The following is a 26,996-nucleotide window of genomic DNA, read 5'->3' on the forward strand; positions in this document are numbered from 1 at the left end:
GCATTAAGGGTACAGACGATAGAGCATACGTGGGAATGCGATTGTTTCACGTACATGATCCAATCCACAGATCCATGCTACCGTCCGCTCCAATCCCAGACCGAAACCGGAGTGAGGAACCGATCCGTATTTACGCAAATCCAGATACCATTGGTAAGCTTCATCCGAGAGATTGTGCTCCTCAAAACGTTGTTGCATCAATTCCGGATCATCGATACGCTGTGAACCGCCAATAATCTCTCCGTAGCCTTCTGGTGCAATCATATCCGCACAGAGGACAACTTCAGGACGATTCGGATCTGGTTTCATATAAAATGCCTTGATTCCAGCAGGGTAATGTGTGATAAAGACCGGTGTATTATACTTCTCAGCAATTGCTGTTTCGTGCGGTGCACCAAAGTCCTCTCCCCAAGGAATATCAAAGCCTTGTCCATGCAGGAATTCAATAGCTTCATCATACGTAATACGCGGGAATGGCGCTACGATGCCTTCGAGTTTGGATACGTCACGACCGATAGATTCCAGTTCTGCACGGCAGTTTTTCACCACGGATTGAACGACATGAGCGATAAATTTCTCTTGTACACGCAGACTTTCCTCGTGATCTACAAATGCCATTTCCGGCTCAATCATCCAGAACTCAATCAAGTGACGACGTGTTTTGGACTTCTCTGCGCGGAATGTTGGACCAAAGGAATATACCTTGCCCAGCGCCATAGCTGCAGCTTCCATATACAATTGACCACTTTGTGTCAGATAAGCATCTTCATCAAAGTATTTGATGTGGAACAGGTTCGTTGTTCCTTCCGCAGACGATGGTGTCAAAATCGGAGGATCAACTTGTGTGAATCCGTTACCATCAAAGAACTGCTGAACAGCGCGAATAATCTCTGCACGAATCACCATAACAGCACGTTGCTTCGTGGAACGAAGCCACAGATGACGATGATCCATCAAGAAATCAACACCATGCTCTTTAGGCGTAATTGGATAGTTTTCAGTCAGGTGAATAATCTCAACCCCTGTAACAGTCATCTCGTAACCGGACGCACTGCGAGGTTCTTCACGAATAATACCTGTAACATACAAAGAGCTTTCTTGGGTCAGGCTTTTCGCATTGTTCCAGATCTCTTCACTAACTTCACTTTTTACAACGACCCCTTGGATATATCCGGTTCCATCACGCAGCTGCAAAAACTGAATTTTACCGCTGGAACGTTTGTTGTTAATCCAGGCACCGATTGTTACGGTTTCGCCCACATGCTCGTTCACATTACGAATTACACAATTCGTATTCATGCCCATATCTCCCCTTGATTCCTGAATTTGAAAATGCAGCGGGCAGGCTTATGCCTGTCCTCTGCACTTCCTTGTCATTCTATATTTACTTTACAGTTAGATTACTGAGAATTCAATACGATTCGGTGTGTATCACGTGCAATGACCAATTCTTCGTTTGTTGGCACAACGAGAACTTCCACTTTGGAATTCGCTGTTGTGATCCGGCGCGGTTCGCCGGAACGAATGGCATTCAGCGCTTCATCCAGTTCAACACCCAGATAAGTGAGTTGCTCACATACTTTTTGGCGAAGTACAACGGAGTTCTCACCTACACCTGCCGTAAAGACGATCACGTCTACACCGTTCATTGCAGCTGCATATGAGCCGATGTATTTACGCAGACGGTATTCGTACATTTCAAAAGCAAGCGTGGAGTTGGCATCGCCATTCTCCATACCTTCCGTAATCTCACGCATGTCACTGCTGATTCCGGAGATCGCAAGCAATCCACTGTGTTTGTTCAACATGGAGTTCACTTCACTTACGCTCAGTTCTTCCTTGTTCATTACATAAGGTACGATGGCTGGATCAAGGTCACCACTACGTGTTCCCATCATCAGTCCCTCAAGTGGAGTCATACCCATCGAAGTATCCACGGATACGCCACCTTTAACTGCCGTTACACTACCACCGTTACCCACGTGACAAGTGATGATTTTCAGATCTTCCAATGGACGATCCAGATACTCAGCAGCAGCCTTGCTTACGAAATCATGGGAAGTACCATGTGCGCCGTAACGACGTACTTTATATTTTTTGTAAAGCACACGCGGAATAGCATACAGATAAGCTTTTTCCGGCATCGTCTGATGGAACGCTGTATCAAAGACCATTACCTGTGGCACACCAGGCATATTTAATTCAGCCGCACGAATACCCATCATTGCTGCAGGGTTATGAAGTGGAGCCAAGTCGAACAAACGACGAATTTCAGCTTTGGCAGCATCATCTACCAATGCAGATTCTTTAAATGCTTCACCACCGTGAACAACACGGTGTCCAACCGCTTGAATTTCACTTACAGAATCCAGTACACCATTTTCTTTGTGAGTCAAAATATCAATGACTTTACGGATCGCTGTTGTATGCTCCAGAATCTCACTAACTTCTGTAACATCCTCACGGCCTGTCGGTTTGTGTGTCAGGATGGAGGAATCCATTCCGATCCGCTCTACCAGACCTTTAGCCAGTACAGATTCGTCAGTCATATTATACAGTTGATATTTGAGCGAGGAACTCCCCGCATTAATTACGAGTACTTTCACAGTCGGTCACCATCCTTGTCGTACTTGAAGAATCCTTCGCCTGTTTTGGCACCCAGGTGTCCTGCACGCACCATTTTCTTCAGGACTGTAGAAGGACGATATTTCAATTCTCCGAATTCACGGAACATTCTTTCGAGTGCAGCTTCAACAGAATCCAATCCGAAACGGTCAGCCATTTCGAGTGGTCCATGTTGGAAGTTGTATCCGATACGCATTGCATCATCGATATCTTCAGCAGATGCAACACCTTCTTGCAATACATGCAACGCTTCGTTAATCAGCAGGCAGATCAGACGGGAAGTTACGAATCCAGGGGATTCATAAATCATGACTCCTTTTTTGTCCGCTACTTCTTCAACAAAACGTCTGGTCTCTTCGAATGTTGTATCCGAAGTTTTCAGTCCACGAATAATCTCTACAAGATCAACCCGGGATACCGGGTGAATAAAGTGCATGCCAATAACACGCTCTGGATATTTGGTCGAGCTTGCAAGCTCGGTCAAACTCAGCGTGGATGTATTACTTGCCAGAATGACATTGCTTGGACAAACTTGGTCCAGTTGGCTGAATACTGCTTTTTTCGCATCCAGATCCTCTGAAATTGTCTCAATGACCATGTCGCAAGTTCCAAGTTCAGCTAAATGAGCTACCTTGGTAATGCGGGAAAGAATCAATTTCTTCTCCGCTTTTGTAATCGCCCATTTCTCCAGTTGTTTATCCAGATTGGTTTCGATCATGTCATATGCATGATCCAGCTTTTGTGTTGTATGCTCCACGAGAAGCACATCAAGTCCTTTAGCTGCGAGCATCTGGGAAATACCTTGTCCCATCGTACCGCCGCCGACAACTCCTATTTTTTTGAAAAACATGGTTCTGCTCCATCCTTTCGGTTCTCTATTTCTCTATTGTACCCTGTTCGCCGAAAATTACAAATTTCGACCCAACATATAATAATATCTTAGCACGAGTGAAATGTAAAAAAAAATAACCAGCATAAATAAATTATGCTGGTAGAAGGGCACTGTCACGAAATTGACAACGAAATTGTTCGCCAGACAAAACTTCCTCACGAATCAAGATGTCGAGTGAATTGTCGAAAATTGTCCGTTGTTCTTCAAGCAACCGCTTCGTCTGTTCCATCAGTTCTTGCAGAATTAATTTATTCTCTCTCATCAGTTCCTCGGTTGTCACCATATCCATGTTCACTATCCCAAGTGAAGTCAATCCGGAAGCCATCATCGTCTGCACAACATTGGTTGCCTGATCGAAGTCATTGCGTGAACCTGTGGAACGACCACCGTAGTACATTTCCTCCGCAGCTGCTCCTCCGAGTGCAATCATGATCTGCTCTTCCAGGAAGCGCTTCGTATATAGGAACTGTTCCTGTTGCGGGTTATGACGGACATATCCCAGCGCCTGACCACGCGGACTGAGTGCCACCTGACTAACACTGCCTGGACGAACAAGTTCAGCCATAATGGCATGTCCCAACTCATGAATAGCGACCCTTTTCTTCTCTTCCACACTGGACTCACGGTCTGTCTTTTCACCCATCATGACTTTATCAATAGCCAGAGACAAGTGCCGCTGTTCGATGTTCAACAGCCCATCCCGCATGGCGTATATTGCCGCTTCGTTCATCACACTTTCGAGTTGTGCACCAGAGAAACCATATGATTCTTCCGCTGTTTTCTCCAGATTAACTTCCTTCAACAGAGGTTTGTTCACCGCATGCAGTTCCAGAATATGCTTTCTGCCCTTTTTGTCAGGCAAGTCCACTTGAATGTGACGGTCAAAACGTCCCGGTCGCGTTAGGGCGCTATCCAGCATCTCTTTACGGTTCGTTGCAGCGATAACCAGAATTCTTGGCGTATCGGAAGAATAGATTCCATCCATTTCCGTCAGGAGCTGATTCAGAGTCTGATCATATTCACGCTGTTGACCACCCTCACGTTTCCCCCCGATGACATCGATTTCATCGATAAAGATAATAGCGTTTTCCTTATTTTCCTTGGTGGCACGGGTTCTCGCGTCCTTGAACAAATCCCGAATTCTGCTGGCACCCACACCAACATACATTTCCACGAATTCACTACCCGATGCTGCTACAAAAATAGAATCGGTGTAATGTGCAGCAGCCTTCGCCATCAACGTTTTCCCTGTCCCTGGAGGGCCCGTCAGCAAGATCCCTTTTAACGGGCGAATCCCGAACTTCCGGATTTCTTCATGTTTGATCAGAAAGTCAAGCGCTTCACGCAATTCCTGCTTGGCACTGTCCTGTCCACCAATTTCTTCAAAAGTAAGCTTGGAAGGTCCTTTTTTCTTACGTTTACGTTCCTGTGCAGCGCCTACTGTAATCCCGCCACGCATTTGCATCATGAACAGCAGACCACCGACAACCGCCGCCGCAATAAGAATCGGAACAATATTAACACCAGTAAACGCAAGGAAAATAATCAACACAGGAAAAAATCCGATGGCAACTTCTTTTGTCCATTTAGGCATTAGGCCACACTCCTATCTGACCGGGCACACGCGGCAGAATTATAAACTTGCTAGCATCTCCGTCACTGAGACTGACATATACATTGTTGTCATCCATAGCTGTATTCACTTTAATCCCGTTCGTCGCCATCTTCGACAACGTTGGTGTAATTTCGGTGTACTGCTTGTTCTCCATCGCCTGGGCTACGGTAAACATGGCATCACCCCACCAGTTCTCAAGCGCCTCGTTGGAATGATCCACAACATCCAGCTTTAACGAGCGTGAACCAATCACCGTCTGTCCTTCTTTGTGAATATATTGTACCAGTCTGCCCAAATCAACATCAGGTTGCAGATCCAGTTTCAATTGTACGTCATTGCGGTTAATAGTTAATTGAACGTCATTGACTCCATCGTACTGGTTAACCATCTTTTCAATCGGATTCTGCACGGCCACCTGACGATATACAAACCAACCTCCAAACAACACAACGGCTGAAATGACGGCAGTTAAAGCAATAGGCAATACTTTTAGCTTCAAGTGAATTACCCCTCCCAGATTTTGGCCTAACCTACTGGCTTATTGGTATATACGAATCATTGACTCCTGCGATAATTTCGACAGGTTTATTTGTTTTGAATGTAACTTTGAGTACATATCTGAGTATATCACATCGTATATACAATTTCGAAGGCGAAAATATGAATAAATTATTAATTTTAACTATTTAAATCAAAAATGTTTACAGACAACACAAAGAACCGGTTCAGTCGGATATCCGTCTGCCGGTTCTTTCATTTCTTTAAATTCTCTAGTTATGTCACTCTATTTGTTCTAGCTGTTCGGGAGTGTGTAGACCAGGTCCACCTGTTCTCCGTTGCTAAAACGATAAAAGCGATAGTGGTTATGCGTACCGTCTTTATAATACACTTGCCACACATATATTCCATTCACAACTCCGGGCATGATTCGCTTAATCTCACCGGCAGGAACTTCAGAACTGAAGCGATTGCGGATCTGCGCTTCGGACATGCCATTCTGCAGCAGCTCACTGTGTACAGCGTTTGCACCCTTAGCCGGTTGATTGTTTGCATCGAATTTAACCCAGACCATAACATCCTGGTTATCCTTATTTTTGCCGATCAGGGTCCAGTAGATATTGTCAGAGCCTTCTTTGTCTCCCCAGATGTACTTGCGCAATTCATCATAGGATGTAATGCCCAGTTGCTTCTGTGCTGCCTCTATAGCGAGCGCTTCTTCCTTGCGCTGGTCCTGCGTGACATAGACGTAATAACGCTGAAGTCCAAACAGAATCAGAACCAGTGCAAGTAGCGAAATCCATATCCACTTCTTTTTTTTCTTCAAAAGCCGAACTTCCTTTCCCTATGATGCTGTCCTGCAATTAACGAGCAAGCAGACCATCAAATGCCAATTGAGACTCACGCAAAATACGTTCTTCATCCAGCGTCAGACATTCGCCATGTTTCACCACTTGTTTTCCATCCACCCATACGTGCTCAACATCTTTGGCAGAAGCCGAGTAGATCGTATGTGAGATCAGGTCTGTATGTGGATAGAAATGTGCCTGTTCAATATCAAGGGCGATAAAATCAGCCTTCATGCCGACCTGAAGCGCTCCGGTATTGTTCAAGAAGATGGATTTGGCACCATATGACGTTCCGAGTAGTAACGCTTCGCCTGCCGGTACTGCCGTCGGGTCACCAGATACACCTTTGTGGATCAATGCAGCCAGTCTCATTTCCTCGAACATATCCAGGTTGTTGTTGCTTGCTGGTCCGTCTGTTCCGAGTGACACGGTAACTCCTGCTTTCAGCAATGCAGGTACCCCCGCAACTCCGGAAGCAAGTTTCAGGTTACTTCCCGGGTTATGGGATACAGCCACATCATGACGGGCCAGAATTTCAATCTCTTCATCATTCAGATGCACCGCATGTGCAACCAGGGATGGACGGGAGAAAAAGCCCAGTTTCTCCAGATGTGCCACAGGACGCAGTCCATAATCAGCCACGTTCTGCTCCACTTCACGAAGCGTTTCAGACATATGTGTATGGAGAGGAAGGTTTAGGTCATTCGCTACCTGTACAAGCTTCTCTATGTAGTCAGGAGGGCATGTATATGGGGCATGTGGCGAGATTACGGTTGTAATACGACCATCTGCCTGTCCATTCCACTCACGTGCAAACGCTGCCGACTCCTCCAGCTTCCGCAGTTGCTCTTCTTCCGAGCACAGCCCGATTACACCACGTGCCAGTGCTGCTCTAACGCCGGATTGCTCCACAACTTTGGCCACTTGATCCATGTGATCGTACATGTCCAGGAAAGCCGTAGTTCCGCCTTTCAACATTTCAAGCACCGATAGCGAGGTTCCCCAATATACATCTTCTGAAGTCATTTTCGCTTCCATCGGCCACATTTTTTCCTGCAACCATACTTGCAATGCAAGATCGTCTCCGTGCCCTCTGAGCAACGACATCGCTGCATGACCATGCGTATTGATCAGACCCGGCAGGAAGAACAGTCCTTTTCCATCTACCTTGGTACTATTTTTGTCTTCATCCGGCAATGTCTCACCAATATGCACAATCTTGTCATTCTCAACAACCATGTATCCTTGGACCACGTTCCATGTTGTGCCGCCTTCATTAACGGCAAATTTGCCGTTGTGGATTACCCATCTATTTGTTGTCATCTTCCTCGTCGTCCTTTCCAGTCTCCAAGTAATAGGCCAAACTAAGCAGATCCGTTGTAAAGTCAGCATGGTGAATGCGGATATGCGGCGGTGTTTTTAGAATTGTTGGTGCAAAATTAAGGATCGCTTCGATTCCGGATTCAATAAGCTGATCGGCTACATTTTGGGCTTCCGTATCCGGAACCGTGATAATTCCGATGCGGATGTTATCCGTTTTAACCGCTTCCGTCAATTCATCCATTGGTTTTACCGTCAAACTGTTGATTTGACTACCAATCTTCGGTCCATATGCATCAAATACAGCAACAATCTTCATGTTGTCTTTCAGATATGCGTTGTAGTTGGACAAGGCTTGACCTAGATTACCCGCGCCTACCAGAGCTACATTAATTTGCTGATCGATCTTGAGAATGTGACGAATTTTCTCGATCAAATAGGATACATCATACCCGATCCCTTTACGACCAAAATCACCGAAGTAAGCCAGGTCTTTACGAATTTGGGCCGGATTCAGATCCAGCCTCTGTCCAAGCTCTTGAGAAGAAACAGTAGCCACCTCACGCTGATGCAACTCGTTCAAATAACGCAAGTATACAGGCAGACGTCGTACCACCGCTTCCGAAATTTTATCCGATTTCATTCTTGCTCCCCCTTACCAAGGCCACGATAAAATAATAGATGAAAAGATGAGCATTCTGTATAAACTCAAAGATAAACGTGACATTTTATACAGAATGCTCCTTGTAATTTAGGTTATAAGTTCTTGCGTGCAACTGCTTAAATCGGATACGGGAATATCTAATAAAGTTTAACGCCAAACAATAGTGTCATGCAATGATGTAACGAACAAAACAACCATTATTTTTGTTCATTAGCAGGTTTTTCCAACCACTCGGTAATTCGTGGAACCATCTGCTCCGTGAGCATGTGTTCCATTTTGGGACCAGGTAATGAATATAAAAAGAATTTACCATAGTACGCTTCAATCACCCGTGTATCATAAACAATGACAATTCCTCTGTCCTTCGCTGTACGCACCAACCGGCCAAATCCCTGTTTGAAACGAATGACCGCTTGCGGCACGGACAGTTTCATGAACGGATTTTTCTTCTGTTCCTGAAGCAGCTCACTCTTGGCTTCCACCAACGGATGATTCGGTGGCTGGAAAGGCAGTCGAACAATAGCGAGACAGGTTAGGGCCTCTCCCGGGATATCTACACCCTCCCAGAAGCTGCTTGTGCCCAAAAGTACCGTTGCTTTGGCATCTTGGAACCTGCGAGTCAATTTGGAACGACTTCCACTGTCAACGCCTTGCCCAAGTAACGAGATGTCGTTACCAGAAAGAGCTTCTTTCAGCGGATCATAGACCTGTCGCAGCATCTTGTATGAAGTAAACAGAACCATCATGCGTCCACGCGTGGCAATTGCCGTCTCTGCGAGGGATTGCACCAGCATATTAACAAAGTGCGCATCACCCACACTTCCCTTCACACTCGGGAAATCACGCGGAATCACCAGAAGTGCCTGATCGCGATAGTTGAAAGGTGAAGGCAGCATCGACGTTAACAGCCGATTATTCTCGGAAGCTTCCTGCAAGCCAAGCTGTTCAATCATGAACTGGAATGACTTATCCACAGAGAGCGTAGCCGATGTAAGCACAACACTTTTCTTTTTGTCAAAAAACAAATCCTTAAGCTGTGCACTGACATCTACAGGTACGGCATACAGCTGGAGAGATTTACTGCGGAACTGGCCGCTGGCTTCCATCCAGTACACCGTTTTGGCGTCATCCATTCGCATGAAGAAACGTAGATTCTCCTTCAATGTGGTCAGATCTTTCAGCAATCCTGTAATGTCCGTGATCAGACTATCCGATTGATAATCATCCTGATCCTCTTTCACCTCAAGCAGCAATTTGTCCCCTTTGCGAACCAAATCGCCCAGAGTCACATAGATCTGGTTCTCCAGATCCTGCAACTCCTCCCATTTAGCAGGTTTCTGAGATGCTTTCAGACGCAGTGAAAATTGCCCCGTCTCTCCCGGTGAAGCATCACTTCGTTCAGGCAACAGACCGAACAAGGCATCGCTCATACGATCCCACAGCTCCTTAACTTCAAGAGCGAGCGGGAACATTTGATCCACCATGGAGCCCCATTGCACTGAATTTTCATGCCCGGATAACTGGGAACGAAGCATAGGCAACTGACCATTACGACTGTCTTTAAACAGGCGGGTCAGTGTATGAACCAAGGTGAAATATTTCATATGCATTCCAAGATGTTTACCAGCGACATCCTCCAAATGATGTGCCTCATCGATCACAAGACTCTCATAGGCTGGCAGCAACTGATGCGCGGCTTTTACATCCGTAAATAATTTGGAGTGATTGGTGATTACGATATCAGACAACCCTGCTTCATGTTTGGCACGATGGTAGAAGCATTTACGGAACCATGGACAGGATCTTCCCAGACATGATTCGGATTCGCTCTGTACCGTCTCCCAGAAGTCCCCTCCGCGTCCGCTAAGGTTAAGTTCCTCATCATCTCCGGTTTCGGTCTGCGTGAGCCAGACAATCATCTGAGCCGCTGTGAAATAATCCTCTTTAGGTGTGGCGAATTCACGTTTATTGATTTTGTGTTCAAATTTGCGCAGGCACAGGTAATGTCCACGTCCTTTGAAGACAGCAGCCTTAAACGGGAACGGAACCACTTGGGTCAGCATCGGAATGTCTCGCTCTCTCAATTGCTCCTGCAGATTGATTGTATGCGTGCTAACCATAACTTTCTGTTCTTGCTTCACACTTTCGTAAATAGCAGGCAACAGATAACCCAGAGATTTACCAGTGCCTGTTCCTGCTTCGATCAAGAGATGTTTCTCTTCATCCAGGGCTTGCCTTACACTGCTGAACATCTGAGTCTGCGCTTCACGCTCTTCGTAATGATCCAGTGTATCCTTCAGGTTCTCCCGAACCTGGTCCATAAACTGTTCGAAGCTTACACCATCAAGGGGGTTAGCCTCCCGCTCATCGCGTGGTGCACCAATATCGGTCCAATCACTTACATTAAGAGCAAGCTGACGATAATAGGTATGTCCGTCCAGATCCTGAATCGGCTCTGCTTCCTTCTCACTGCGCATTCCGTCCAAGAACCAGCCCAAGTCACTGTCTTCTGGTGCAAACAGGTCACTGAGGCGCTGAATCGTTATGAGCGGTAATTCCTTTAACTCATCCAGACACTTGAGCAGCACATAGGCTGTCGCCAGTGCATCACTGTCTGCCTGGTGAGGGCGATCATGTTGAAATCCAAATTCGGAAGACACATAACCGAGTTGATAAGAACCCAGTGATGGGAATGTGATCTTCAGAAAATCAATCGTGTCCAGAATGCGGCCGGTGAACGGCAAATAACCGCAACGGTCGAGAGCATTCTGCAAAAAGTGAAAATCAAAAGCGACGTTGTGTCCAACAAGCACCACATCATTAAGCAGCGGAACCATCTCCATCATCATCTCTTCGAGTGAAGGAGCGTCCGCCACATCTTCATCGGTAATACCCGTTAACCCCGAAATAAACGGGGGAATCGGTACACCAGGGTTCACATAAGAACTATATATTTGAGTTATGCTGTAGTCATGATCTATGATGGCAAGTCCGGCCTGTATAATCTCACCGTCGGACTGCGTGCCGGTTGTTTCGAAATCCAATACGGCAAATTTCATTGCAATGTACGGTCCCTTCCATTCCAGTCTATGTTACAGCATAGCAAAAAAAAGGGGATTTGAAAATTAACTGACAAAAAAGCGGTGTCCCCGCCGCTATGCCAAAGGAGGGAACACCGTTTTTTGTCGCCGAATTCCCGCTTAATGAAGGGTCGTCAGCTGATTAGCATATTGCAATTTTCCCCTGTTCAACCTGCAAGCTTCCATGTTGTACAGTGGTTCGGTCAATGTCGGGTCATACTGAAGGGCCTGTGCAAAGAGTGAACATGCAGCTTCGGGATTCGCAAGCTTGGCTTGAATACAGCCTAGGGCGTTACATACAAGCCCTTTTAAGCGGGGTGAACCCTTAAGGTACATGATCTGCTGCAAATGTGTCCCGGCTTCCGCCATTTGTTCCAGATTCAGATACGCGAGCGCCAGGTAAAAACGAGTCAATGCACTCTCCGGATGGTCGGTCACAACCCGGGAGAACTGCATGATCGCCTGCGGATACATCTGTAATTTGAAATAACCCTGACCTCGACTGAAACATTCCAGATGGAGTTCAGGCAGAGCGGTAACAGCTTCCTGTTCCGGTTCAAGGGAAGCAGGCTTATCCATCTCCCGCTCCCTCACCTGGCTCATCTTTTCTTCAAACATCAGCCATTCATCCAGCATTCCGTCACTCATCCGCTTAAGCAAATTCCACTTTTGCAACAATTCCTGTTTGTTCAGGCCTTCAGCGGAAGGATAGCTCTTGATAATTTCATCTAACATGTCGTTCATTTCTGCGAAAACATGCTGGAACATCGATGCATCCCCACCCTTGAAAAAATGGATTAGTGCAGTGACCTGTACTCATTTTTTGCTTCAAGGGCCGATTTCATTCTCCTTACCAGTCGATTACATAATTGTTGCGTGGACTTCCTGTTTCATCGTTTGTACAGGTTTATTCTGTCCATCTACAAATACAACGGTTGGTTTGTGAATATTTGCCTCTTCTTGCGACATCATGGCGTAAGAAATGATAATGACGTTATCTCCAGGCTGCACCAGACGTGCAGCTGCGCCGTTAAGACATATGACCCCGCTTCCGCGCGGTCCTGGAATCACATAAGTTTCCAGACGTGCACCATTGTTGTTGTTCACAATTTGCACTTTTTCGTTTTCCATCAAGTCGGATGTTTCCATCAAGTCTTCATCTATGGTAATGCTACCCACATAGTTCAAATTGGCTTCCGTTACCGTAGCCCGGTGGATTTTGGATTTCATCAGTGTTCTAAACATGGGACAGTACCTCCGATTTTTGCAACCTTATATTGTCAATCAATCTTGTTTTTCCAAATTTCACCGCAAGTGCGATGAGCAGATCGTCACGTCCTTGAATTTCTTCCTGATCTGCGAGCGGCTCCAGACTTGGAAAAGCCTGAATCTCGGCGTAGTCGATAACAGCAAGCGGTGAGCTTGCAATCTGCTCGCGCAGAATACGACGGATATCTGCGGCGTTTATAGCTACACCTGTATCTGCCGCTTCTTGAGCTGCACGCAGTGCCTTCGACAGAACTAGAGCCTGATTACGCTGTTCAGCGCTAAGATAGACGTTACGTGAACTGAGGGCAAGACCATCCTCTTCGCGAACAATCGGACAAGGTACAATTTCTACAGGCATATTCAAATCATTCACCATCTGTTGAATGACCGCAACCTGCTGAGCGTCTTTCATTCCAAAAAATGCACGCTGTGGCTGTACAATGTTAAACAGTTTGGAGACTACGGTCGTTACCCCGTCAAAATGCCCCGGACGGGAAGCGCCACATAGGCGCTCCGTCAGTTTGGAGACAGATACCGTCGTTTGCGTTGCCTGTGGATACATCTCTTCAACAGAGGGAATAAATACGATATCCACTCCTTGTGAACGTGCTGTCTCCACATCTCTGGCTTCATCCCGCGGATAGCTGTCAAAATCTTCATTAGGTCCAAATTGAATTGGATTAACAAATATGCTTAATACCACGATATCGCTCTGTTGTCTGGCTGCCTGCATCAAGCTTGCATGACCTTGATGAAGATAACCCATTGTTGGTACCAGACCTACAACGGACGCACTGGACCGAATCGCTTGACGCTTCAAGCTTAGTTCCTGTCTTAACTCTGCGATTGTCCGTAATACTTTCATGAGTTATTCCCCACCTTTTCCTTGCGTTGTCCGCCGTACAGTTGATCCAGAACACCATCCGCAGCATTGAATACATGCTCTTCGGCCGGGAACGAACGATCTTTCACTTCTTTTACGTAAGCTTCGATGCTGGTTCTGATTAATGTACCCACATCTCCATAGGTTTTGACAAATCGTTTGGGCGTATACGGAGAGGCGTATTGAACCACATCGTGGAATACCAGTACCTGACCATCACAACCTCGTCCTGCTCCAATTCCGATGGTTGGGATGGACAGTTCCTCCGAGATCGCCCGTGCAACTTCTTCCGTAACCAGTTCAAGCACAATGCCAAACGCGCCTGCAGCTTCCAGAGCTTTGGCTTCGTCCATCAGACGTTTTGCATCCGCTGCATCCTTGCCCTGAATGCGGTAACCACCAATCTGATTAACCGATTGAGGCGTCAGTCCAATATGTCCAAGAACAGGCACGCCTGCTTGCACGACTGCTCTGACGGTGTCCGCTATCTCGACTCCGCCTTCCATTTTAACCGCATGGGCTTGCCCCTCCTGCATCAGTCGACGTACACCCTTAAGCGTCTCATCCACGCTGCCATGATAGGTCATAAAAGGCATATCAGCCACAATAAACGTTTTCTCGGCCCCGCGCACTACGGAACGTGTATGGTATACCATGTCGTCGATGGTCACCGGAAGCGTCGAGTTATAACCCAGTACTACATTACCAAGTGAGTCACCAACCAGGATCAGATCGATACCTGCTTCCTCTGCGAGGAGCGCCGTTGGATAATCATAAGCCGTGATCATGGTAAGTGGCACACCATCCTGCTTGTATTTTTTCATTTTCACAATATTCATCGCTTGTTTGTTCGCCATTTTCTCTCATGGCTCCTTTCTTCTTTTCAAATAAACGCAACAAAAAAAACCTTTTAGTTTTCCACTAAAAAGTCCCGAAAAGTCAAAAAAGAGTCACTTGCGATCGTCCCTTCTGTCTCGGTCCTCTTCGGCTCAGAGCAGAATCCAACAACTCACTTAAACGTATTTCATTCTTGCACTGCGGTCTGCTTATATAAAACCATTCAAGCAGAACAGGTTACTGTTACGGGAGTGCAATTCGGTCTGCATTAGCCGATATCGCCTCACGAACACAGTATACCAAAGTTCTGCTCAAACTTCACGTCTTATGTTCATTTTACCAGTGAAAATTCGACAAATTGTTTATAATTTCCAGGAAATCTCACCAGAGATGATTAGTGTATGTTCTCCATCGTGCTTCTCCACGATAAGTGCTCCAGAAGGGTCAAGACCGATGGCCTTCCCTTCAATGACACCATGAGGATTCGTCACAGTAATCTCTCGATTCATCGATACGGACAGGGCCTCCCATAGTGCTGAGATCACGCCGAATCCTTCTTTTTGATACAAATAATACAACTGTTCAAGCTCCGTCAAAATGGCAGCCGTTAGTTTGGTGCGATCAACGGGTTGACCCGTCTCCATCTTGAGCGAAGTAGCTATAGTTTTAAGATCTTCCGGATAATCCTCTGGATCAAAATTCACGTCAACACCTATACCTGCAATACAGTATCTGACTTCATGATCTTCCACCGTGGATTCAAGCAATATGCCACATACCTTGCGTCCATCAATCAACAGATCATTTGGCCATTTGATGCCTGCATCAGCTCCTGAACAAGCTCGAACGGCACGACATACAGCCACTCCTGTTAATAAAGTTAGCTGCGGCGTGTGCTGAAGTGGTAGATCAGGGCGTAACAGAACACTCATCCAGATTCCTTTACCCGGAGGAGAGAACCACTGTCGACCAAAACGTCCTCTTCCTCCTGTTTGTTCTTCCGCAATGACCACAGCACCTTCTGCCTGCCCTTGCTCAGCTAGCTTAAGAACATCCCCTTGCGTAGACAGGGTCGAAGTCAACAAAACAGCCTTACGGCCAAATACGGTTGTATCCAGTGCCAATTGGAGGGCAGTAGCGTCAATGCTATCCGGCTTCGTTACCAGACGGTATCCTTTGCGGGATACGGCTTCAAACTCATAACCCATGTCTCGCAACTTGTTCACATGTTTCCACACAGCGGTCCGACTGATGGACAGATTACGGCTGATCTCTTCACCCGATACGAATCGTCCTTCTGCATTTAATAACATATGTAACAGATCTTCATGTTTGGTCATCTTGAACCACCCGCTTCACTTCTGCACTTAGTGCTGCATGCTGATTCTCTATCGTTCCAATCGCTGTTTCTCGTAACAAATGTTTCATCAGTTGACCCAGCCAAGGTCCGCCTTTGCGCTGTACCATTTGTAACACTTGTTCCCCTGTGATATCCAGCTCTTTCAAGTCATGCACAGGGATCGATTGACTCCATTCGCCTGCAAGCTCTTGAACCAAAACAACCTGCATTTCTGCCTGTTCGGACTGATTCCGCCATCCTGCTGGCAATGTAGACTGTATTCGAAGCCAATCATCCGCCGCCTGAACGCCACAAGCCAGAACAGTAACGATCCAATCGGAACGAAGACTGACCATATCCTTCTGCTCCTGAACGGAAGTATGAATCAACTGTTCCACCTGAAGAACCCCTGTTATTCGAGAACGATGTTCATTGGAGAATGTCCACTGACGTAATAATACATCTGCTTCATCCTTGCTATAACCGCCAGCAATCAGGATGAGTGACCAACGAAGCAACACATGCTGACCCGACAATTGTTCCAAATTGGATAACAACATCTTGTTAAATCGGGTCGAGCTTACCGGCGCTTTGATATGAGCAAGGGAATCACTTCTGTATAACAGCTCCAACCCTCTTAAAGGATGCGGTCCAGACATCATTTTTACCATCTCGGTACGTACCCGTTCCATTGCTATATGTTGAAGCAGGTCTTTCTGCCTTACAAGACCTTTCCACGTGTTATGGGCAATTTTGAAATCAAATACGGAAGCAAACCGAACACAGCGGAGCATGCGCAGTGCATCTTCACCAAATCGTTCCATCGCAGAACCTACACATCTGACTCGCTCTTCCTTGATATCTGCCTGCCCACCGAAAGGGTCAACGATTGTGCCAGTGACGTCCATGGCTAGAGCGTTCATCGTGAAGTCGCGCCGCTGTAAATCTTCCTTGATATCCTGAACAAATTGAACCGTAGCAGGTCTGCGGTTATCCTGATATTCGGATTCTGTTCGAAATGTGGTCACTTCAAAGTAATAACCGCCTGAACGAACGGTAACCGTACCGTGTTGCAGACCTGTAGGAATACAATCGTCAAACAGTTCCATGACTTGCTCAGGAGAAGCAGATGTCGTGATATCCATATCGTCTACAACTCGTCCCAGCAATTCGTCACGAACGCAACCACCTACCCAATATGCCTTGTAGCCATGTTTGTTTAATGTTGTGAGTACATTCTCACTTTGCATTGCCATTTCATGATCTACCTGTGTCCATTGAACCACCACATATCACCTCTTCTCTTGCCTGTTGTGGTATGCACAGTATGATTTCGTCAAAGAAATGATTAACCACAAACCGGCTTCAGATTCGGAACTTCCCTTCCCAACACCCGGTAATAAATCTGTTCGTATTCATGCCGGATAGCATCATTGCAAAAGTCGTGATGCGCACGCTGAAGACATGCTTCCCTGAACTCCGCAGCCAAACGATCGTCCGTCAACAAACGGATGGTGTTCTCGGCCATGGATTGTGTATCCCCGATCGCGGATAAATACCCCGTTTTACCATGTAAGACCAGTTCCGGAATTCCTCCGGCCTGTGAACCGATCGTCGGTACGCCACAAGCCATTGCTTCGAGCGCCACAAGTCCGAAACTCTCCTTCTCCGATGGAAGCATCAACACGTCTGCCATGGAAATGACCTGAGCAATGTCATCCTGTTTGCCAAGGAAATGAACTTTATCATTCAAGCCGAGATCATTAATTTTCCATTGCATCTTCGGCAAATCTGGTCCTTCACCAACAAATAACAGTTTGGCAGGAACCTGCTCCTGGACCTGACGGAAGACCTCTACCACATCTTGAGTTCTCTTCACCGGTCGGAAATTGGAGATGTGCATTAATATTTTTTCGTCGGGCGCAGCAAAGTCTCTTCGCAGACTGGCAGCATCCCGCGGATAATATATTCGTTTGTCAATGAAATTATAGGTTAGATCGATTGGGCGCTGAATATCCAGCAATTCGACCGTTTCCCGAATCAAATCTTGTGATACGGCAGTAACCGCGTCACTTTCATTAATGGCTAGACGGATCAGATCCTTCAGAGATTCATCCTGAGCCAGAACCGTAATATCCGTTCCGTGCAAGGTGGTAACCACTTTAAGACCGTCTCCTACCATCTGTTTCGCAAGAAAAGCACATACTGCGTGCGGCACGGCATAATGAACATGCAGCAGATCCAGCTGCTGTGACTTAGCCACCTGAGCCATCTTTGTTGCCAGTGACAGGTCATACGGAGGGTAACGGAAAACATAATAATCATTTACTTCAACTTCATGATAAAAAATATTTTTCTGGAACGTACCCAGTCTGAACGGGATACTGTTGGCAATAAAATGAACCTGATGCCCCTGTTCGGCAAGTAATTTGCCCAGCTCCGTTGCGACAACGCCAGACCCGCCGAGGGACGGATAACAGGTGATGCCGATTTTTAGCTTTTTATCCATCCTGTGGACGCTCCTTTGATCTCCCGCTTCATGCAGGTTGATATAATACAACAGAATAATGAAACCCTTCGTTTCATTAAACGTAAAATGTGAAATCGTTCATTGGGCACCCGGCCCAAATTGATGAACCACGTAAGGCGTAATTGTAGCAAAACCTTCTGCAAACGGGATAAGACTGCGTTGTCCGAGCAAGGAATCACGGGCTCTTACACGTTCGATATACCCTTGATTCAATGGCGTCGAGACCGCTCCGTCTCCCAGTTCGAATTGGGAACGATAAGAGAGCAATGATGTTTCTTTTTGCCCATAGTGTTCCGTAATATCGACAATCAAATCCGTAGGGCCGATGTCATTAATAAAGTAAAAATAAAGTTCCTTCACCTGCACGGCAGGCATGTCCGGCATGTAGTTGCGAAGCTTGGCGTTAAATACAGCCTCCTGCACAAGCTTACTGCAATTGACATGATCCGGATGACGATCTTCCCAATACGGAGCAAACACCATCCGAGGGGCATGACGCCGTATCTCAGCCGTTACCGCCTCTACATGTTCAGGAGTAAGATACAAGCCACGATCAGGAAGCCCCAGATTCGTTCGACACGAAAGACCGAGGATGCGGGAGGCTTGCTCCGCTTCCTCGGTTCTGCGCTCTACTGTTCCGTTGGAAGACATCTCAGCACGAGTCAGATCACACACGCCTACTTTCAAGCCAGCAGCGGTATGTTTGGCAATCGTTCCACCCATACCAATCTCCGCATCGTCTGCATGTGCTCCAAAGATGAGAATATCCAGACTCATTCGGAATCACCCGAATTCAATCCAGCCTCCGGCTTGTATTTATGTACCAGCTCTCTCCAGGCAAAATCGCCACGATCCAGAGCCTTAACCAGAATCTCAGCGGTTGCGATATTGGTGGCAAGTGGAATTCCCTGCACATCACAAAGACGCAGCAACGCATTAATATCCGGCTCGTGAGGTTGTGCCATCAGTGGATCGCGCAGGAAAATAATCAGATCCATCTCATTTTGCGCAACCAAAGCTCCAATCTGCTGATCTCCGCCCAGTGGGCCTGATTCGAATCGATGAATCTTCAGAGACGTTCCTTCCATAATACGAAGGCCTGTTGTTCCTGTAGAATATAATTGATGGTCCGTAAAAACAGGCTCATATGCCGTCACGAAGTTAACCATCTCTTCTTTTTTACGATCATGGGCGATAAATGCTATTTTCAACATGACAATCTCCTTTAGTCGATAAAGTGGTCAAATCCGTAGATCATTCCTGTATATTCCATAACCTTTTGCACACCAATCTTAACACCAGGCATATAACCTGCGCGCTCATAGGAGTCATGCCGAATTTTGAGAGACTGTCCATAGTCTCCGAAAACAACTTCCTGCTGCGCGAATACTCCAGGCAATCGTACACTGTGAATTCGGAAGCCGTTGTAATAACCGCCGCGTGATCCTTCAATCGTTTCTTCCTCATTCGGATTACCCTGACGAAGTTCTTCCCGATTGGCAGCAATCAGTTCGGCAGTTTTGATCGCAGTTCCGGAAGGAGCATCCAGCTTCTGATCCCCGTGATATTCGATAATCTCCACATTTGGCATATGTTTGGCAGCCTGTGCTGCGAATCGCATCATCAGAATGGCACCAATCGAGAAGTTAGGGGCAATAAGCCCTCCAATTCCTTTGTCCTGGCATTGCTTGTCCAACTGTTCAATCTGCTCCGGCGTAAAGCCGGTAACACCCATGACAGGTCTGACTCCATGACGGATTGCGATTTCGGTATGTGTAAAAGCATATAGCGGCACTGTAAAATCAACCATAACCTGAGGTTTTGTTTCGGCAAAAGCCATTTCGATATCATCAGTCACCAGCACCCCGCACGCTGGCAAACCAACAAGGGTTCCTGCATCCGTGCCTGCTCCGGAGCGGTTGACAGCCGCTGCAAGCTCCAATTCCGGGTCCTGAAGTACCAATTTCACAACTTCACGGCCCATACGGCCAGCCGCTCCGATCACGGCAACTCTGATTACTTCACTCATATTGACTGCATCTCCTCACTATGTTGGATCATATCGCAGAATCCATTTCAACTCGAAAGAAATCTTTGCAAAATGAATTCTTTATTGAATGGATTTCATACGTTGCTTGATTTCCTGTAACATCTGATGCAGTTGCCCATTCTGCGGGTCCAGCAAAATTGCCTCACGCAGCGCCTGAATTGCATAGTCAAATTCATTCAAATCACTGTAAGCCAGCGCAAGCATAACATGAGCCTCCACTGAGAGCGGATCAAGTTTGACCGCTTCTTGCAGAAGCGTAGACGCTTCCACATAGCGCTCCTGTGTTGCAATCCCCGCCTGCTCCAACAGCAACTTCGCTCTGGAGGTCAATTCTTTTGCTTCCAACGTCTGCAGATGCAAAATATACTCTTCTGTTCCTGGGGACAGTTCAACCGCTTTGCGCGCATATTCAAGCGCTGGAACCAGATGTTTGCTGCGGGCGTGTGTAATGGAACAGCGATAATATAACTCCGCATGTTTTGGATGAGCGTGAATGGCTGACTCGAACCAACGAATCGCCTGCTCAAAATCATTTTGCAATATACAGCGGTAAGCCTGCTGCATATATTCTTCCGGTTTCATCATTAAGCTGACCCTCCCCGATCGGGTGATGGTACAGCATATGTAATCTACGCCTAATCGGTGTTTTTGGGTGTCCACCGATTGGCATCGCGGGTGTTAAATTTATGCATGACTTTGTCGTGCGCCTCAGCCAGATCAATTCCCAGCGAGTTCGCAAAACAAATCGTGATAAATAAAATATCTCCAAGCTCAAGTTCAATGGAATTGGCTGCTTCGGAAGACTTCTTCGGCTTTTCACCGAACTCATGATTCACTTCCCTCGCTAGCTCCCCAACCTCTTCAGACATCCGGGCCAACATGGCCAGAGGACTGAAATACCCCTCCTTGAACTGGGAGATATACTGATCAACCTCACGCTGCATTTCTGCGATGCTTTTCTCCATGAGAACGGATTCTCCTTTGAAATGATGTCGTATTTGTTCCTAATAATATCAGTTATTTAGATTCACTTCCACCATCATCAGCGACAAATCATTTTTAAAGATTCAATAAACAGGTATACTAGATGGGAATGATTAGTTCTTCATTCTAATTTATCTACAGCGAGGGATCTTATGAGCACTGCCAAAACCTGGGTTCAAGTTAAACTGGTTCTTCCCATCGTGCTGGGGACAGCCTTATATGCCTTTGGGCTCCTCTATTTCATTATCCCCAACCAGCTTATGGAAGGCGGCCTCACCGGGGTTACGGTGCTGATCAATTACGCTTTTGGCATCTCACCTTCACTTACAACCTTGATTCTGAATGTTCCCCTCTTTCTGATTGGGCTCAAAATTTTGGGCGGCAGACAGATGATCTATACGGGTATCGGAATCGGGGCACTGACCGTTTTTCTATGGTTGTTTGAGAAGTTGATTCATCTGGGCTGGATTGAACCATTACATACCGAGAATGACCTCCTGCTCGCAGCCCTATATGCAGGTGTCACCCTTGGAGCCGGCCTTGGCATTGTATTTCGTTGGGGTGGAACGACGGGCGGTTCAGACATCATTGCCCGTATTCTCAACCGCAAGTATGGATGGAGTATGGGCCGAGTATTACTGGGCATCGACTTCGTCATTATCGGGCTCTCTCTCATCTACATCCCCAAAGAAAAAATTCTGTATACGCTCGTAGCTGTATTCATCGCCTCCAAAGTCATCGACTTTATTCAGGAAGGTGCATATTCTGCCCGGGCATTTATGATCATTAGTGACCATGCACCCGAGATTGCGGACCAGATTACACAGGATATGGACCGTGGCGTCACCCTCATTCCAGCCATTGGCGCGTACTCTAAACAGGCCAAACACATGGCCTACTGCGTGATCTCCAGGCAAGAGTTCAGGCGACTGCAGACCATTGTACGTTCCATTGACCCGAGAGCTTTTGTCATCATCAGCGATGTTCACGATGTACATGGCGAAGGTTTCAAAGAAAGCTGATATAACACAGAAAGTACATGAAAACCTCTTTTTACATGAAGAGCCGTTAGTGTGGCTGGTCATGCGGAAAGAGGTCTTTTTATATACCACGATCAACTTCATATCCAATTAGCGCCGAAAAGGAAAAATCCCCTGCTGCTGTGCACGATATTTACGATATCCGGCGTAACTTAACGTCGCCACAATGACCGAACTAATGAGCAGCCCGGCTGCCCTGCGATCGGGCCCCTGTACAAAAGGTACAAAGGCGCTCTCGTCCTTCTCGCGACCAAACAACTGATTCACCAGTTCCTCCCCATGGCCCACCATGCTCTTTAATCGAGCCAGATCAGGTTGCTTGGCAGCGGTGAGCCCTTTGGTATGAGATAACCAGGCGTCCATCTGAGCAATCTCATACGGTTCACGGCGAATCAGTGCGGCAGGACGAATCGTCTCATAATGCTCCTCCAGAACGGTGTAGCGGTTTGCCAGTACGGCCGCAGTTTGCCCTTGATTTGTAGCAGCGGATAAAGCGTCCAGATCGTTTTTCACGATTTTATAATACTGAAGCCATAGAGGCTTGGTTGGATTCGCGAGACTATCTGCTGCAAGTCTGAGTTTGGCAGAGGACTGCTGAAGAGAAGCATCGTCATTTTTCACCTTCACAACGGCTTGTTTCACTTCAACTATGGTTTCGGACAAGGCGTGAATGCCCTCAACTGTTGTTTGTCCCTCAAAGGAGATATGCTCCAGACTTTTACTGATACGCAGAATGCTTCCTCGCACTTCTTCAATATTATTCTCGAGCGCCTGACGATACAATATGGCTGCTTCCTCGTTCAGTTGTGCAATTGAATTGCTTGTGGACACTTGCTGATCTGAATTCGAATTCAATGCTTCACTTTGCGCGGATACACGATATGCTAAGTTCGTCCAAAGCAGCAGAGCCATGAACGATACCACCAATAAACCAGTTTTGACCCCAAACGTTCTCTTCATGGACATCCCTCCCACCACCAATGTATGGCGGGAAACAGTTCGTTAGAACAAGCTCAAGATCGGATATCAGGTTCGTTTCGCTTGTCTTAAGGCCAGCCACGCGCACAGAATGCTCACCAGTGTCAGTCCAAATGTGAAATTACGCACACCATCTACATGATCATAGAGGGAAGCGGGTAACCAAGGGTATATATCATATGTATAATCCATCGTATCGTTCAACAGTGTCCAGAGACCTGCAACGACAAGGGCAGCCCAGCGGAAGCCGAAAAAGCGTACATAAATTAGAGCTTCAATGGCCATCGCACTATGCGAAGCAATCAACATCCAGTCTTGCCAGTGCTGTGTACCACCTTGCATCCAGCCAGCGAAAATAATGGATACGGCCCACACGCCATATTTCACAGATGTGACCACGGCAAGCGCCTGAATCACATGTCCGATCCGTTTGATCATGATGGACCGTGGTGGGTACAAGACCCATAACAACGATAAAGTAAAAAACAAACTCGCTGTTGGACTATCTGGCACAAATACGATCTGCCACATCGGCTGCTCAACCAGCGTCAATTTCATTTGCTCTCCGTACCAGATGTATCCGTATACCGTTCCTACCGCATTACACCAAAATAATAGCCACAGGAAATAACGATTGGTTAGAAATTCCCTACTCCAGAAATACGATAAAGCCACATTCCCTGCCCCTTCCTTCATCAATATTGTGCACGATACAGTACTATCCAAAAAAACACTTCAAAAAAACCTGACCGAATAAACGATCAGGTTTCATTGGTTATTTCGATTTTACTGTTCTGCTTTCTGTTTCGCAAGCCATTCGGTCAGATGAGTGATCTCTTCATCCGTGACACCTTGAGCGATGGCGTTATTGTACTGAGGAGGCATCTCGTTATAACCTTCTTTAATGATGGTCAGAATCTCTTCCTGGCTGTGCTTGTCACCCACACCCCGAAGTGAAGGTCCACTTGCACCCTTCATATCAGCCGCATGGCAACCAATACAACCGGCCTTCTTGTACGTTTCCATTGCAGGATCATCCTGTTCCACGATCGCAACTTCTTCTTGCTGTCCAGGTGCATTGGAAACGGGTGGGAGCCCCTGTTCACGCCTCTCCAGCGCTTCTTCTTCACGTTGAATATGTTCAGGCTTCTGTCCACTTGCTTCCAACTCATGCTCGTAGTGCGTCCACGCTACATTTGTCAGGTAGAATACAGAAATGACCGACAAAATCATCAGTGATGAAGCAATTGGGCGTTTATAGAAACGCCGCTCCTTGCCTGTATCCAGGAATGGTGCCAGCAGCAAAGCTCCAAAAGCGACTCCGCTGACCCCCAGTACGCCGAGCAGAACGTAATCGCCAGATGCGTATGGATACTTCAAGTACTGATACAGAAAAAGGAAGTACCAGTCCGGCATAGGAATTACGGATGCGCTCGGATTGGCCGGATAGCCTAAAGGTGCAGGTTCTGAGATCGTGAGAACCAGAATCCCCACCAATACAACGACACCAACCATCCATTCTTTCAGCAGGAAGTTGGGGATAAAGGCTTCTGATTTGCCGGGATATGCCGTGTAATCAGGAGGGGTAATAAATCCCGCCCCTTTACGGACCCGTGAATCACCGACAAAGATAACCTTTTCCTCATCATCCTTCTTATGTCCGTGAGCCATTGCGATTCCTCCCTTCTCAGTTTATAGTGGTCCCGAAATGCCCTGTCTGCGGATCATGATAAAGTGTCCGACCAGAAGCACCAGAAGCACAGCGGGGAGGAAGAATACGTGCAGGGCAAAGAATCGGGTTAGTGTCTGTGCACCAACAATCGTACCGCCTTGCAGGAATTCTTTGATGATTGGTCCCAGCCAAGGAACCGTGTTGGCAATCTCCAGTGTTACTTTTGTTGCAAAATAGGCTTTGTTATCCCATGGTAGCAAGTACCCTGTGAGCCCCAGGCCCAACATGACGAAAAAGATCAGCATGCCAACAACCCAGTTCATTTCTCGCGGTGCCTTGTAAGAGCCTGTAAAGAACACACGCATCGTATGTAAGAACATCATTACGATAACCAGACTGGCTCCCCAGTGGTGCATGCCGCGAACAATTTGGCCGAAGGCTACTTTGGTCTGCAGATACTCCACACTTGCGTAGGCATTGATAATATCAGGTACATAATACATGGTCAGGAACATGCCTGACAGAATCTGAATAACAGTAATAAAGAACGTCAATCCACCAAAGCAGTACACGAATGCGGAAAAGTGATGAGCCGGATTTACATGCTCTGGAACTTCATGATCCGCAACGTCCCGCCAGATTGGCGTGATGTCAAGACGCTCGTCAATCCAGTCATAGACATTTTTAAACATCTGCGTTCACGCCTCCTAATTCACTCGGGTGTTCGGAACAATGTCGCCCAGATATACCCAACCCTGCTCTTCCTTGACTACGTACTCATCCAGCGGTTTGGGGGCTACGGCAAGATTCTTCCCTTCCTTGTCATAGTGCGCGCCATGGCAGGGGCAATGATACTCGTCAGGGTATTGCTTGTCACTATTCCAGCCTACTGTACATCCCAGATGTTTACAGATAGGTGAGAGTGCATAAATTTTACCCTGTTCATCTTTGCGAATCCACGCCACTAACGATGCATTACTCAGATACCAACCATCCTGTTGTTTAAGTTCAAAGGTGAATTCTTGAGGCTCATTCGTAATTTTGCTGATTTCAGCTACTTTGACAGAGGTGCCTTCTCCCTTATGTTGCAAAATCGGGTCCACCGCAAAACGGACCATAGGAAGGATTGCACCGGCGGCCATGTAGGCTGTAGCTCCACCAAGCGTGTACGTCAAAAACTGCCTGCGTGACATCTCCATGCGGCTTGGCAATTTCAATGAAGCTTCGTGGTGGTCATGCTCACTGCTCATACTGTCTCCAACCCCCTTTTTCAGCCAACTCTCTCAAACGTTTTCATTTTCATAAATTCCACGACTTACTAGAACATACATAATCATATAGTAGCCCTAGAACACCGTCAAGAATTTGTCACACATTTTTAAGGTTCAATTGTAAGCGTTATTAAAAAAATGTTGTAAAATTGTCACATTTGTCGCCAAAAACTATTTTTTCCACAACTCTCGTATTTTCTCCCCTATAAATCTCGCAATCCCCTCTTCTCCGACCTCACGAGTTAACACGGACCGACTCAAAACCAAATCAGCAGCTGGAATTTCCATGCCATTCAAATGACCATCTGATGACATAATAACCACATATTTGAATCCCGAGGATTTAAGCTGTGCGGACAAGGAATTTAATGTCATTGACAATTCCGAATTAGCATAATGAAAGGCTGGATAAGTCATGATTCTCCCTTTGAAAGGAATTTCGACCAGATCCAGAAAATCTCTCAGCCGCTCCAATGCCTCGGTAGCTTCAACTGGCGACTGCTCACCGCTAAGAGCTGTGTATGGAATAAGGCATGTATCCAGATAGAGTTGCAGTTCAGCCCAGCTGTCTTGAGTCATCTCACTGAATTTCAATTCCCTA

The 26,996-nt window shown here is 46.7% G+C and carries 28 protein-coding genes; 1 reads left to right on the top strand and 27 read right to left on the bottom strand.

The genetic code is table 11. From position 1 onward, the window contains the following. Positions 1–3: 3 nt before the first annotated feature. From asnS to MHB43_RS20115, 21 genes are all read right to left on the bottom strand, one after another. Positions 4–1,299 (bottom strand): asparagine--tRNA ligase, encoded by a 1,296-nt coding sequence (gene asnS, locus MHB43_RS20015; protein WP_017687752.1) that lies wholly within the window; start codon positions 1,297–1,299, stop codon positions 4–6. Positions 1,300–1,400: 101 nt separating this feature from the next. Continuing rightward, the gene (locus MHB43_RS20020; RefSeq protein WP_315936014.1) at positions 1,401–2,606 is read right to left on the bottom strand and encodes an acetate kinase; all 1,206 of its coding nucleotides are present in this window, start codon (positions 2,604–2,606) and stop codon (positions 1,401–1,403) included. Next, on the bottom strand, positions 2,603–3,475 hold the full coding sequence (locus MHB43_RS20025) for a 3-hydroxyacyl-CoA dehydrogenase family protein (RefSeq protein ID WP_017687750.1): 873 nt from the start codon (positions 3,473–3,475) through the stop codon (positions 2,603–2,605). The genes MHB43_RS20020 and MHB43_RS20025 overlap by 4 nt, the downstream gene beginning before the upstream one ends. 133 nt (positions 3,476–3,608) lie before the next feature. After that, positions 3,609–5,111, bottom strand: a complete 1,503-nt coding sequence (locus MHB43_RS20030) for an AAA family ATPase (RefSeq protein ID WP_221820356.1) — start codon at positions 5,109–5,111, stop codon at positions 3,609–3,611. Beyond that, entirely contained in the window at positions 5,104–5,631 is a 528-nt protein-coding gene (locus tag MHB43_RS20035; protein ID WP_405117823.1) for a hypothetical protein, read from the bottom strand. The genes MHB43_RS20030 and MHB43_RS20035 overlap by 8 nt, the downstream gene beginning before the upstream one ends. Positions 5,632–5,925: 294 nt before the next feature. After that, positions 5,926–6,456: a DUF5590 domain-containing protein gene (locus MHB43_RS20040; RefSeq protein WP_076209941.1), complete on the bottom strand. Its 531-nt coding sequence runs from the start codon at positions 6,454–6,456 to the stop codon at positions 5,926–5,928. A 37-nt stretch (positions 6,457–6,493) separates the two neighbouring features. After that, on the bottom strand, positions 6,494–7,801 hold the full coding sequence (locus MHB43_RS20045; RefSeq protein WP_405117824.1) for an amidohydrolase: 1,308 nt from the start codon (positions 7,799–7,801) through the stop codon (positions 6,494–6,496). Further along, positions 7,788–8,441, bottom strand: coding sequence for a redox-sensing transcriptional repressor Rex (locus MHB43_RS20050; protein WP_076209939.1), 654 nt, complete (start codon positions 8,439–8,441; stop codon positions 7,788–7,790). The genes MHB43_RS20045 and MHB43_RS20050 overlap by 14 nt, the downstream gene beginning before the upstream one ends. Positions 8,442–8,659: 218 nt before the next feature. After that, the gene (gene dinG, locus MHB43_RS20055) at positions 8,660–11,521 is read right to left on the bottom strand and encodes an ATP-dependent DNA helicase DinG (RefSeq protein ID WP_405117825.1); all 2,862 of its coding nucleotides are present in this window, start codon (positions 11,519–11,521) and stop codon (positions 8,660–8,662) included. Positions 11,522–11,662: 141 nt separating this feature from the next. Continuing rightward, positions 11,663–12,310: a tetratricopeptide repeat protein gene (locus MHB43_RS20060; RefSeq protein ID WP_036607621.1), complete on the bottom strand. Its 648-nt coding sequence runs from the start codon at positions 12,308–12,310 to the stop codon at positions 11,663–11,665. A gap of 93 nt (positions 12,311–12,403) precedes the next feature. After that, positions 12,404–12,787 carry an aspartate 1-decarboxylase gene (gene panD, locus MHB43_RS20065; RefSeq protein ID WP_405117826.1) on the bottom strand — a complete coding sequence of 128 codons (384 nt, stop codon included), beginning with the start codon at positions 12,785–12,787 and terminating at the stop codon, positions 12,404–12,406. Beyond that, a complete protein-coding gene (panC, locus tag MHB43_RS20070; protein ID WP_405117827.1) occupies positions 12,780–13,676 on the bottom strand; it encodes a pantoate--beta-alanine ligase in 897 nt (298 codons plus the stop codon). Before panC ends, panD begins: the two co-directional genes overlap by 8 nt. Next, positions 13,673–14,551 (bottom strand): 3-methyl-2-oxobutanoate hydroxymethyltransferase, encoded by an 879-nt coding sequence (panB, locus tag MHB43_RS20075; protein ID WP_339177473.1) that lies wholly within the window; start codon positions 14,549–14,551, stop codon positions 13,673–13,675. Before panB ends, panC begins: the two co-directional genes overlap by 4 nt. A 342-nt stretch (positions 14,552–14,893) precedes the next feature. After that, positions 14,894–15,871 carry a biotin--[acetyl-CoA-carboxylase] ligase gene (locus MHB43_RS20080; RefSeq protein ID WP_405117828.1) on the bottom strand — a complete coding sequence of 326 codons (978 nt, stop codon included), beginning with the start codon at positions 15,869–15,871 and terminating at the stop codon, positions 14,894–14,896. Beyond that, positions 15,858–17,156 (bottom strand): CCA tRNA nucleotidyltransferase, encoded by a 1,299-nt coding sequence (locus MHB43_RS20085; RefSeq protein ID WP_313771432.1) that lies wholly within the window; start codon positions 17,154–17,156, stop codon positions 15,858–15,860. Before MHB43_RS20085 ends, MHB43_RS20080 begins: the two co-directional genes overlap by 14 nt. 62 nt (positions 17,157–17,218) lie before the next feature. Next, positions 17,219–18,379, bottom strand: coding sequence for an N-acetyl-alpha-D-glucosaminyl L-malate synthase BshA (bshA, locus tag MHB43_RS20090; RefSeq protein ID WP_076209934.1), 1,161 nt, complete (start codon positions 18,377–18,379; stop codon positions 17,219–17,221). 99 nt (positions 18,380–18,478) lie between these two features. Beyond that, positions 18,479–19,177, bottom strand: a complete 699-nt coding sequence (gene bshB1, locus MHB43_RS20095; protein ID WP_221820342.1) for a bacillithiol biosynthesis deacetylase BshB1 — start codon at positions 19,175–19,177, stop codon at positions 18,479–18,481. Continuing rightward, a complete protein-coding gene (gene mgsA / locus MHB43_RS20100; protein ID WP_017687735.1) occupies positions 19,174–19,614 on the bottom strand; it encodes a methylglyoxal synthase in 441 nt (146 codons plus the stop codon). Before mgsA ends, bshB1 begins: the two co-directional genes overlap by 4 nt. An 11-nt stretch (positions 19,615–19,625) precedes the next feature. Then, the gene (gene dapB / locus MHB43_RS20105; RefSeq protein WP_405117829.1) at positions 19,626–20,429 is read right to left on the bottom strand and encodes a 4-hydroxy-tetrahydrodipicolinate reductase; all 804 of its coding nucleotides are present in this window, start codon (positions 20,427–20,429) and stop codon (positions 19,626–19,628) included. Between the two features lie 81 nt (positions 20,430–20,510). After that, on the bottom strand, positions 20,511–21,035 hold the full coding sequence (locus MHB43_RS20110; protein ID WP_091028965.1) for a tetratricopeptide repeat protein: 525 nt from the start codon (positions 21,033–21,035) through the stop codon (positions 20,511–20,513). 50 nt (positions 21,036–21,085) lie between these two features. Then, complete coding sequence (locus MHB43_RS20115; protein WP_017687732.1) at positions 21,086–21,415, bottom strand: nucleotide pyrophosphohydrolase; 330 nt, start codon at positions 21,413–21,415, stop codon at positions 21,086–21,088. Between the two features lie 171 nt (positions 21,416–21,586). Here MHB43_RS20115 and MHB43_RS20120 point away from each other — a divergent pair, with 171 nt between their 5' ends. Next, entirely contained in the window at positions 21,587–22,456 is an 870-nt protein-coding gene (locus MHB43_RS20120) for a YitT family protein (RefSeq protein WP_405117830.1), read from the top strand. Positions 22,457–22,564: 108 nt separating this feature from the next. On the opposite strand, the gene MHB43_RS20125 is transcribed toward MHB43_RS20120, so the two are convergent. From MHB43_RS20125 to MHB43_RS20150, 6 genes are all read right to left on the bottom strand, one after another. Beyond that, on the bottom strand, positions 22,565–23,434 hold the full coding sequence (locus tag MHB43_RS20125) for a sporulation protein YpjB (RefSeq protein WP_405117831.1): 870 nt from the start codon (positions 23,432–23,434) through the stop codon (positions 22,565–22,567). A 66-nt stretch (positions 23,435–23,500) separates the two neighbouring features. Further along, on the bottom strand, positions 23,501–24,127 hold the full coding sequence (locus tag MHB43_RS20130) for a DUF1405 domain-containing protein (RefSeq protein ID WP_221820336.1): 627 nt from the start codon (positions 24,125–24,127) through the stop codon (positions 23,501–23,503). A gap of 111 nt (positions 24,128–24,238) precedes the next feature. Next, positions 24,239–25,123, bottom strand: coding sequence for a c-type cytochrome (locus MHB43_RS20135; RefSeq protein WP_405117832.1), 885 nt, complete (start codon positions 25,121–25,123; stop codon positions 24,239–24,241). A 21-nt stretch (positions 25,124–25,144) separates the two neighbouring features. Then, positions 25,145–25,816, bottom strand: a complete 672-nt coding sequence (gene qcrB / locus MHB43_RS20140) for a menaquinol-cytochrome c reductase cytochrome b subunit (RefSeq protein WP_017687726.1) — start codon at positions 25,814–25,816, stop codon at positions 25,145–25,147. Positions 25,817–25,831: 15 nt separating this feature from the next. Next, the gene (locus MHB43_RS20145) at positions 25,832–26,374 is read right to left on the bottom strand and encodes a ubiquinol-cytochrome c reductase iron-sulfur subunit (protein ID WP_017687725.1); all 543 of its coding nucleotides are present in this window, start codon (positions 26,372–26,374) and stop codon (positions 25,832–25,834) included. Positions 26,375–26,566: 192 nt separating this feature from the next. Continuing rightward, positions 26,567–26,989, bottom strand: coding sequence for a DUF2487 family protein (locus MHB43_RS20150; protein ID WP_221820334.1), 423 nt, complete (start codon positions 26,987–26,989; stop codon positions 26,567–26,569). Positions 26,990–26,996: the final 7 nt, after the last annotated feature.

The organism is Paenibacillus sp. FSL H8-0317 (genome assembly GCF_045040685.1).
GTDB lineage: Bacteria > Bacillota > Bacilli > Paenibacillales > Paenibacillaceae > Paenibacillus.